Source organism: Serratia sp. X10, from assembly GCF_017811775.1.
Taxonomy (GTDB): Bacteria; Pseudomonadota; Gammaproteobacteria; order Enterobacterales; family Enterobacteriaceae; genus Serratia; species Serratia ureilytica.
In genome coordinates this window covers 111,316-120,492 of sequence record NZ_JAEIOH010000010.1, presented here as the reverse complement: position 1 = coordinate 120,492, position 9,177 = coordinate 111,316, and the positions used below count along the sequence as shown (strand labels likewise).

The following is a 9,177-nucleotide window of genomic DNA, read 5'->3' as shown; positions in this document are numbered from 1 at the left end:
CTCACCCGTCCGCCGCTCGTCACCCGGGGAGCAAGCTCCCCTGTGCTACCGCTCGACTTGCATGTGTTAAGCCTGCCGCCAGCGTTCAATCTGAGCCATGATCAAACTCTTCAATTAAAAGCTTGATGTGCTTCCACTCGAGAAGCGATGCTCAAAGATTTACTGCATGAATTTTACTTCAGTTAGTCACTCTTCAAGACTTGATATTTTTTTGCACCCGAAGATGCTGGATATCGTCTTGTGGAGTGCCCACACAGATTGTCTGATAAATTGTTAAAGAGCAGTGCCGAGAAACTCATCGGCGCGGGCTGCGTATACTACGCTTTTCACCCGGAGAGTCAAGCGTTTATTTCGCTTTCCTCTCGCTGACCCGGCGGCTTGTCAGTCGTTGTTCCCGGTCAGTGGAGGCGCATTATAGGGAGTTCTCGGCAGGCCGCAACCCCTATTTTCAATATTTTTTCCGACCGTTGAATGTTTAACCAAAACGCCGTTAAAACGGCAGTTTTTTCAACGATTTAAAGCCGTAGCCCTGCAAAACGGGCAATAAAGCATCAGTATCTTCATTTAACGCCATGCAATACGCCAGATTCTCTTCCTGGCTCGAAACCAGATTTTCCTGCGTAGAGATGAGCCAGGCGGTGCGACGGGCTATCGCCGCACCGGAATCCACCAGCCGGGTGCCTTCCGGCAACACCTGCATCAGCTCTTCAGCTAACAGAGGGAAATGGGTGCAGCCCAGCACGACCGTATCCGGCGGCTCGCGCATGCTCAGCCACGGATGCAGGATCTTCTTCAGCACCGGCAGCGGCACTGCTTCGCCATGCAGCTTGGCTTCCGCCAGCTCCACCAGTTCTGAAGAGCCCAGCAGTTCAATCTTGCAGTCGGTGGCGAAACGGGAAATCAGTTCGTGGGTGTAGCTGCGCTGTACGGTGCCGCGGGTCGCCAACAGGCCGACAATGCCGTTAACGGTAAGACGGGCCGCCGGTTTGATGGCGGGCACCACGCCCACGACCGGGAAACTGAAACGCTCGCGCAGGGCCGGCAAGGAAACAGTGCTGGCGGTATTGCAGGCAATGACGACAATCGCCAGAGGATGACGCTGCTGCACCGCGCCAACTATCTCCAGCACGCGCTCAACGATAAACTCTTCGGACTTCTCGCCGTAGGGGAACGCCACGTTGTCGAAAGCGTATATATAGTGGAGATCCGGCAGCAACTGCCGAATCTCCTGATATACCGACAACCCGCCGACGCCGGAATCGAAAACCAGCACCGTCGGGCGAGGTGTGGCGGTACTGTTAGAAGGTATAGCTTCCAGTGAGGTAGTATTCTCTTCCTGGAGTAGCGTAGCCATAGGCCGTCTCATAATCTTTATCAAACAGGTTGGCAATTCTACCACGAACTGTCAGATGAGATGTGACCGGATACGAAACTGCGAGATCCCACAGGCTCACGCCGCCAAGTTTAACCGTACGGGTAGTGTAGCCGCTGTAATCACCGTCGTAGCGCTCTCCAAGATACTGATAGGTCACCGCCCAGTCAAAGTCGTACAGCTGCCAGTCCAGTTCATACTTCACCTGTTGTTTGGCACGACGCAACAGCACTTCGTTGGTCTTGGCGTTGCGGGGATCGACATAGTCATAACCAATCTGATGCGTCAGCGGGCCGGTATCAAAAGACGCCGTCGCTTCAACACCTTTAATCCTTGCCTGATTAACATTGTAATAGGCTGAACCTGAACCGCTTGATGCATAGCTGATCAGATTATCTATATCATTGCGATAACCGGTGACGCGCCAGGTGACCGGGCCAGTCAGCCCCTCAAAGCCCCCTTCCCACTGTTTGCTTTCTTCCGGTTTCAAATCCGCGTTGCCGCCAAAGCTGCCGTACTGCTGCCCCAAATTCGGCGCTTTAAACGCAGTGCCATAAGACGCGATGGCGCGATAGCCCTCAACAAATTCCCAAGCCACGCTGGTTTGCCAAGTGCCATGCCAACCAAACTGCGAGTTATCGTCACCGCGCACCGCGCCTTCTAAGGTAAAGGCATCCACTTGTTGCTGCGCCGTCAGATAAAGTCCGGTATTACGTTGGCTCTTGCTCTCAGTGATGTAAGCCGTACCCGGCTCGATTTTCTGATTCTGCCAATCGACACCCGTACTGATATGGCCTTGAGCAACCTGGAACGTATTACCCCACTGCACATTGTATTGCGTGGAGTCATCCAAGGTTGCAGACGCAGAATAAGGGCCGTATTTGGGATCGTAGTTATAGTCTTTGGTATGGCTATAGCTCGCGATCAACTGCGTAGCATAGATGCCGTCCTGATAGCGCAGACCGCTATCCCAGCTTTGGCTATAGAGTTGGCGAGTGTCAGGCAACGCATCCGAATGCGCCGGATCCGAATAACTGTAGTTACCGTCATAGGCCGTGCGATTGTCATAACCATAACCGCGAACAAAGCCGCTGAACGCCTCATTGAACTTGTGTTCAATGCCGCCATACAGAGATTTGCTCATAAAGCCGTCGCGGTCAGGCTGTGCAGGATTGCCGAAGCTATCCGGCAAGTTCGCTACAACATTATACCCTTTAGTATAGGTGTAGTTCCCCGCCACCGTCGCCACGGTGCTGTCGCCTAACTGCTGTTGGGTCGACGCGTCATAGGATTGATAGCCGTTGGAGCCGACGCCGGCTGAGAGCGTGGTGCCGTTCTTTTCACGGGTGGTAATGATGTTGACTACGCCGCCGATGGCGTCGGAACCGTATACCGCCGAGCGCGGGCCGCGGATGTATTCGACTTTCTGCACCAACGAAATCGGGATTTGGCTAAGGTCAGAAGAGCCGCTGACGCCCGCCTGATTAAGGCGAATGCCGTCAATTAGCACCAGCACGTGGCTGGAGTTGGTGCCGCGAATAAACAGCGAACTTTGCTGCCCCAGGCCGCCATTCTGCGCAATGTCCACGCCCGGCAAACGGCGCATCACGTCGGTCAGGCTCTTGGCCTGCCAGCGATCGATATCGTTGCGAGTGACGATGGTGGTCGGCGCCAGCACGGAAGAAACCGGCTGCGGGAATCGGTTGGCGGTAACCACCAGGTTATCTCCATTCGTGGCTGTGGTGTTGTCTTGCGCCCATCCAGAAAAAGCCGTGACGGAAGAGACCACCGCCAGCAGCGTATTTTTTGTAATTGTCATGAGAAAAGCATCCAAACTTAATTGGCGGATGCCGCAGGATCATGGCCGGTAGTTCGCGACGGCCACGGACATTGCGACGTAACACCGGCAGGTCTTCGGGCTTGGGATTTGCGGGCCGCAGGGCGCGACCGGCAACGGGCGATGACTTCCCATCCTGCAGTGGACAGTGTCTGCGTCGAAACGCTATCGCCGTGACTTCCCCTTACCGCTGCGCGTCAGCTCCGGATTCACACCGGATTCCCTTTTCACTCGCTGCTTGAGGCCGGACGGCAATGCTACGATCAATGCAAATAGATGTCTAGACTGCCATTAATGTTACAAATAATAAACGCGACAAAACTGGACTTCACGGGCTGATTCCCTACAATCCCCGCTGATCAAATTTGCCTGACGAGAAGAAACACATGACGCCCGAGAATTTGCCTATTGAACGTTACGATGACCAACTGGCGGAGAAAGTCACCCGCCTGAAGAGGTTGATGTCACCGTTCGCGGCGCCCGAGCCGGAAGTGTTCCGCTCGCCAGTCGACCACTACCGCATGCGCGCCGAATTCCGCATCTGGCACGACGCGGAAGACATGTATCACATCATGTTCGATCAGCAGACCAAGCAGCGTATTCGCGTCGATCAGTTTCCGGCGGCCAGCGAGCTGATCAATCGCCTGATGACCGCCCTGATCGCCGCGCTGAAACCCGAGCCGATCCTGCGCCACAAGCTGTTCCAGATAGATTATCTGTCGACGCGAAGCGGCAAAATCATCGCTTCGCTGCTGTATCACCGCAAGCTGGATGACGTTTGGCAACGGCGCGCCGAGCAGTTGCGCGACGAGCTGCGCGCGCAGGGTTTCGACCTGCAGCTGATCGGCCGAGCATCGAAGACCAAGATCATGCTCGACCAAGATTATGTTGACGAAGTGCTGCCGGTCGCCGGCCGCGACATGATTTATCGCCAGGTGGAAAACAGTTTCACTCAGCCCAACGCGGCCATGAACGTGCAGATGCTGGAGTGGGCATTGGCGGTCACCGCCGGTTCCAAAGGCGATTTGCTGGAGCTGTACTGCGGCAACGGCAACTTCTCGCTGGCGCTGGCGCGCAATTTCGAGCGCGTGCTGGCGACCGAGATCGCCAAACCGTCGGTGGCGGCGGCGCAGTACAACATCGCCGCCAACCATATCGACAACGTGCAGATCATCCGCATGGCGGCGGAAGACTTCACTCAGGCGATGAACGGAGTACGCGAATTCAACCGGTTGAAAGGCATCGATCTGAGCGGCTACAACTGCGAGACGATTTTCGTCGATCCGCCGCGCAGCGGGCTGGACGATGAAACGGTGAAGATGGTGCAGGCTTACCCGCGCATTCTGTATATTTCGTGCAATCCGGAAACGTTGTGCGCCAACCTGGAAACGCTGCAGGCCACCCACCGGGTCAGCCGTCTGGCGCTGTTCGATCAGTTCCCTTATACCCATCACATGGAATGCGGCGTGTTGCTGGAAAAGCACCGCTGATATGACAGGGGCGCCATGATGGCGCCCCGTTTCATTACGATTCTTGAGTCGGCGCATCCGGCGCCTTGCGCGCCTTCAGTTTGACCCCAATCCACAGCACCAGCGCCACGCAAAGCACCGACGGCAGGAAGTTGGAGCCGATCAGCGGGTACTCGGCGCGCACGATGGCGCTGTACAACAGCACCCCCAGCAAGAAACAGGCCGCCGCCAGCTTCGGCATGCCGTCCGGCATGGCGCGGTTCAGGTAACGCTGATGCAGGCAGTACACCGCCAGCACCAACGCGATCAGCGGGAAGATCGAAAACGGCACCACCGAGCTGAACAGCGCAGCAAAGGAACCGTTGATCGAAAGGCCGGCAATCAACGCCAGCAGTAAGGTGCCATTTTCACGGCCTGGTTTTTCCATCATTTTTTACCTTTTTTATACGTGGGACACAGAAGCTTTTTCTTGTTCGCGACGATACCAGTAATACGCCCCTTTGGAGATCATCCGCAGTTGCAGCACCAGCCGTTCTTCCAGCTGCTGCCGCTGCTCGACGTCGATATCCAGCGCTTCCGCGCCGGCGCTGAACACGATGGTGACCATCGCTTCGGCCTGCGCTTCGGTAAAGCTGCGCGGCATGTGATTTTCCAACTCGAGGTAGTCCGCCAGTTCGGCGATGAAATGCTGGATCTCGCGCGCCACCGCCGCACGGAATGCCGCCGACGTGCCGGAGCGCTCGCGCAGCAGCAGGCGGAAGGCGTTCGGGTTGTTACCGATAAATTCCATAAAGGTGGACACCGAGGTGCGGATCACGCTGCCGCCCTTGGCGATGCGTTGGCGCGCCTGGCGCATCAACTGACGCAGCATCAGACCGCTTTCGTCCACCATGGTCAGCCCCAACTCGTCCACATCGCGGAAATGGCGATAAAACGACGTGGGTGCGATGCCCGCCTCACGTGAAACTTCCCGCAGGCTCAGACTGGCGAAGCTGCGTTCGGCGCTCAGCTGGCTGAAAGCGGCTTCGATCAGGGAACGACGAGTCCGTTCTTTTTGTTGTGCTCTGACGCCCATATGCATATCCGGATAGGTTCCATTTTCTCAGTCTAACGCCCTAGACTCGGCAATATAGCAAATTTTATTGCAACAGCATTTATACTAACGCGCTCTATCACACTTCCGCCCTGAGCCGATTGTGCTTTGACTCAAAAAGCCTAATGGTGATTGGGTGAGCAGCGCTATGATGTTAAGATACCGTTGTAATCTTGTATAAAAAAACAGGTCTCTCCTACATGCAACAGCACTATCAATTTGATGCCATTGTGATTGGCTCGGGCCCTGGTGGTGAAGGTGCCGCCATGGGGCTGGTGAAACAAGGCGCCCGCGTGGCCGTTATCGAACGGTACAATAACGTAGGCGGCGGATGTACTCATTGGGGCACCATCCCCTCCAAAGCCCTCCGCCACGCCGTCAGCCGCATTATCGAATTCAACCAGAACCCGCTTTACAACAACTCGCGCACGCTCAGCGCGACCTTCCCTGACATTTTACGCCACGCCGATAACGTCATCAGCCAGCAGACCCGAATGCGCCAAGGGTTCTATGAGCGGAACCAGTGCAAACTGTTCGCCGGCGACGCGCGCTTCATCGACGCCAACACCGTCAGCGTCAGCTACATGGACGGCACCCAGGACACCATCCGCGCCGATCACATCGTGATCGCCTGCGGCTCGCGCCCTTACCATCCGGCCAGCGTCGATTTCAACCATCCGCGCATCTACGACAGCGATTCCATTCTCGAGCTGAGCCATGAGCCGCGCCACGTGATCATTTACGGCGCCGGGGTGATCGGCTGCGAGTATGCGTCCATCTTCCGCGGCCTGAACGTCAAGGTCGATCTGATCAACACCCGCGATCGTCTGCTGGCGTTCCTCGATCAGGAGATGTCGGATTCGCTCTCTTACCACTTCTGGAACAACGGCGTGGTGATCCGCCACAACGAAGAATTCGAGAAGATCGAAGGCACCGAAGACGGCGTGATCGTGCACCTGAAGTCCGGCAAGAAGGTGAAAGCGGACTGCCTGCTGTACGCCAACGGCCGTACCGGCAACACCGATTCGCTGGGATTGGAGAACGTCGGCCTGGAGTCGGACAGCCGCGGGTTGCTGAAAGTGAACAGCATGTATCAAACCGCGCTGTCGCACATTTATGCGGTCGGTGACGTGATCGGCTATCCGAGCCTGGCTTCCGCCGCCTACGATCAGGGCCGCATCGCCGCGCAAGCGATCGCCTCCGGCGAAGCCAGCGGTCACTTAATCGAAGATATCCCGACCGGCATCTACACCATTCCGGAAATCAGCTCTGTCGGCAAAACCGAGCAGGAACTGACGGCGATGAAGGTGCCGTATGAAGTGGGCCGCGCCCAGTTCAAGCATCTGGCGCGCGCGCAGATAGCCGGGATGAACGTCGGCAGCCTGAAGATCCTGTTCCATCGCGACACCCTGCAGATCCTCGGGATCCACTGCTTCGGCGAGCGTGCGGCGGAGATCATCCACATCGGCCAGGCGATCATGGAACAGAAAGGTGAAGGCAATACTATCGAGTATTTCGTTAATACGACCTTCAACTATCCGACCATGGCCGAAGCCTACCGGGTGGCGGCGCTAAACGGCTTAAACCGCCTGTTTTAACGCGCTGTCGATGTAGCCCTGCATGTGTTCGCGGATCGCCTCGGCCAGTTGCTCATAACGGCTGCGCAAAGGGGAGCCGGGGCGGTACACCAGCGCGATGGTGCGCTTCGGCTCCGGCTTGTAGCAATCCAGATAGCAGACGCCGTCGCGTTCGCGCTGCGGCGGTACCGCCAGTGACGGCAGCAGGGTAATGCCGCTGCCGGCCGCGACCATATTGCGCAGCGTTTCCAGACTGGTGGCGCGGAAGTGGGTATCTTCGTCCGCGCCCGCCTGGAAGCAGAAGCCCATCGCCTGATCGCGCAGGCAGTGGCCATCCTCCAGCATCAGCAGTTTCTCACCCGCCAAATCCGGCATCGGCACGCGCTCGCGCTGCGCCCACGGGTGATCGGAGTACACCGCCAGCTTCATCGGTTCATCGAACAAAGGCACTTCGATAAACGCCTCGGTTTCCTTCACCAATGCCAGAATGGCGCAGTCCAGTTTGCCGCTGTCGAGTTGCGCCAGCAGCTGATGGGTTTGCGCTTCGTGCAAGTACATTTCCAGTTTCGGGAACGTTTTGTGCAGCGTCGGGATGATCTGCGGCAGCAGATAAGGCCCCACGGTCGGGATCAGGCCGATGTGCAACGGTCCGGACATGGCTTCGCCCTGCTGGCTGGCCATCTCCTTCAATACTTTCACTTCTCGCAGCACGGTGCGCGCCTGCTCCACCAGCAACAGACCTGCCTGAGTGAACAGCACCTTGCGGCTGGTGCGTTCGAGCAGCATGACGCCCAACTCGTCTTCCAGCTTGCGGATCTGTCCGCTCAGCGTGGGTTGGCTTACATGGCATGAATCGGCCGCGCGGCGGAAGTGCCGGTGCTCGGCCAAGGCGACCAGATACTCTAAATCACGAATATTCATTGTTTCCCTCCATTCCATGATAGCTCATGGCGATAGATAAGATAGCAATGAGCGATTAGATCTATCAAGCCCCAGCGACAATAATGTGTCCCAACGAAGCGATATCGCGCTAAATGCTAAAAATTATTTTTCCTAATTAAGGGGTTAATCAATGTTTACCAGTCAAGAAGGCAAGAAAGTTCCTCAGGTTACTTTCCACACCCGTCAGGGCGACCAATGGATTGATGTGACCACTGATGACCTGTTCAAAAACAAAACCGTCATTGTTTTCTCGCTGCCGGGCGCGTTCACGCCGACCTGTTCTTCGAGCCACCTGCCGCGCTACAACGAACTGTCCAGCGTATTCAAGCAGCACGGCGTCGACAGCATTCTTTGCGTCTCCGTGAACGACACCTTCGTCATGAACGCCTGGAAAGCCGACCAACATGCGGAAAACATCACCTTCGTGCCGGACGGCAACGGTGAATTCACCAAAGGCATGAACATGCTGGTCGAGAAAGCGGATCTGGGCTTTGGCCCTCGTTCATGGCGCTACTCGATGCTGGTACGCAACGGCGTGGTCGAGAAAATGTTTGTCGAGCCGAACAAGCCGGGCGACCCGTTTGAAGTGTCCGACGCCGACACCATGCTGAAATACCTGGCGCCGGAATTCAAAGTGCAGGAATCGGTCTCCCTGTTCACCAAACCGGGCTGCCCATTCTGCGCCAAAGCCAAGCAGATGCTGCAAGAGCGCGGCATTCAGTATGAAGAGATCGTGCTGGGCAAAGACGCCACCACCGTCAGCCTGCGCGCCGTCAGCGGCCGCGCTACGGTGCCGCAGGTATTCATCGGCGGCCGTCACATCGGCGGCAGCGACGATCTGGAAACATTCCTGTCAGCTTAATAAGTAATAACAAAGCCAACGTGAA

General features: G+C 56.7%; 8 protein-coding genes, 1 rRNA gene and 1 riboswitch. Of the genes, 3 read left to right on the top strand and 6 right to left on the bottom strand.

Annotation, left to right across the window (positions count from 1 at the left end):
- The 3 genes from J9788_RS23540 to btuB all read right to left on the bottom strand — a co-directional run.
- Positions 1 to 117: ribosomal RNA gene (locus J9788_RS23540) — 16S ribosomal RNA — on the bottom strand; the annotation flags it as partial.
- A 373-nt stretch (positions 118 to 490) separates the two neighbouring features.
- Positions 491 to 1,354: a glutamate racemase gene (murI, locus tag J9788_RS23535; protein ID WP_182265737.1), complete on the bottom strand. Its 864-nt coding sequence runs from the start codon at positions 1,352 to 1,354 to the stop codon at positions 491 to 493.
- Positions 1,299 to 3,191 carry a TonB-dependent vitamin B12 receptor BtuB gene (gene btuB / locus J9788_RS23530; RefSeq protein ID WP_046897404.1) on the bottom strand — a complete coding sequence of 631 codons (1,893 nt, stop codon included), beginning with the start codon at positions 3,189 to 3,191 and terminating at the stop codon, positions 1,299 to 1,301. The genes murI and btuB overlap by 56 nt, the downstream gene beginning before the upstream one ends.
- Positions 3,192 to 3,259: 68 nt before the next feature.
- A riboswitch (cobalamin riboswitch) is annotated at positions 3,260 to 3,473 on the bottom strand.
- 122 nt (positions 3,474 to 3,595) lie between these two features.
- Between btuB and trmA the strand changes: the two genes are divergently transcribed.
- On the top strand, positions 3,596 to 4,699 hold the full coding sequence (trmA, locus tag J9788_RS23525; protein ID WP_046897403.1) for a tRNA (uridine(54)-C5)-methyltransferase TrmA: 1,104 nt from the start codon (positions 3,596 to 3,598) through the stop codon (positions 4,697 to 4,699).
- A 34-nt stretch (positions 4,700 to 4,733) separates the two neighbouring features.
- On the opposite strand, the gene J9788_RS23520 is transcribed toward trmA, so the two are convergent.
- Together J9788_RS23520 and fabR are read right to left on the bottom strand one after the other, a co-directional pair.
- Positions 4,734 to 5,105: a YijD family membrane protein gene (locus J9788_RS23520; protein WP_182265768.1), complete on the bottom strand. Its 372-nt coding sequence runs from the start codon at positions 5,103 to 5,105 to the stop codon at positions 4,734 to 4,736.
- A gap of 15 nt (positions 5,106 to 5,120) precedes the next feature.
- Positions 5,121 to 5,753 carry an HTH-type transcriptional repressor FabR gene (fabR, locus tag J9788_RS23515; RefSeq protein WP_004931044.1) on the bottom strand — a complete coding sequence of 211 codons (633 nt, stop codon included), beginning with the start codon at positions 5,751 to 5,753 and terminating at the stop codon, positions 5,121 to 5,123.
- 218 nt (positions 5,754 to 5,971) lie between these two features.
- Between fabR and sthA the strand changes: the two genes are divergently transcribed.
- Positions 5,972 to 7,369 carry a Si-specific NAD(P)(+) transhydrogenase gene (gene sthA, locus J9788_RS23510; protein ID WP_004931047.1) on the top strand — a complete coding sequence of 466 codons (1,398 nt, stop codon included), beginning with the start codon at positions 5,972 to 5,974 and terminating at the stop codon, positions 7,367 to 7,369.
- On the opposite strand, the gene oxyR is transcribed toward sthA, so the two are convergent.
- Entirely contained in the window at positions 7,352 to 8,269 is a 918-nt protein-coding gene (gene oxyR, locus J9788_RS23505; RefSeq protein WP_033652202.1) for a DNA-binding transcriptional regulator OxyR, read from the bottom strand. The genes sthA and oxyR overlap by 18 nt on opposite strands.
- Before the next feature lie 151 nt (positions 8,270 to 8,420).
- On the opposite strand from oxyR, the gene J9788_RS23500 reads away from it, so the two are divergent.
- Complete coding sequence (locus J9788_RS23500) at positions 8,421 to 9,152, top strand: glutathione peroxidase (protein ID WP_015379403.1); 732 nt, start codon at positions 8,421 to 8,423, stop codon at positions 9,150 to 9,152.
- The last annotated feature ends 25 nt before the right edge of the window (positions 9,153 to 9,177 follow it).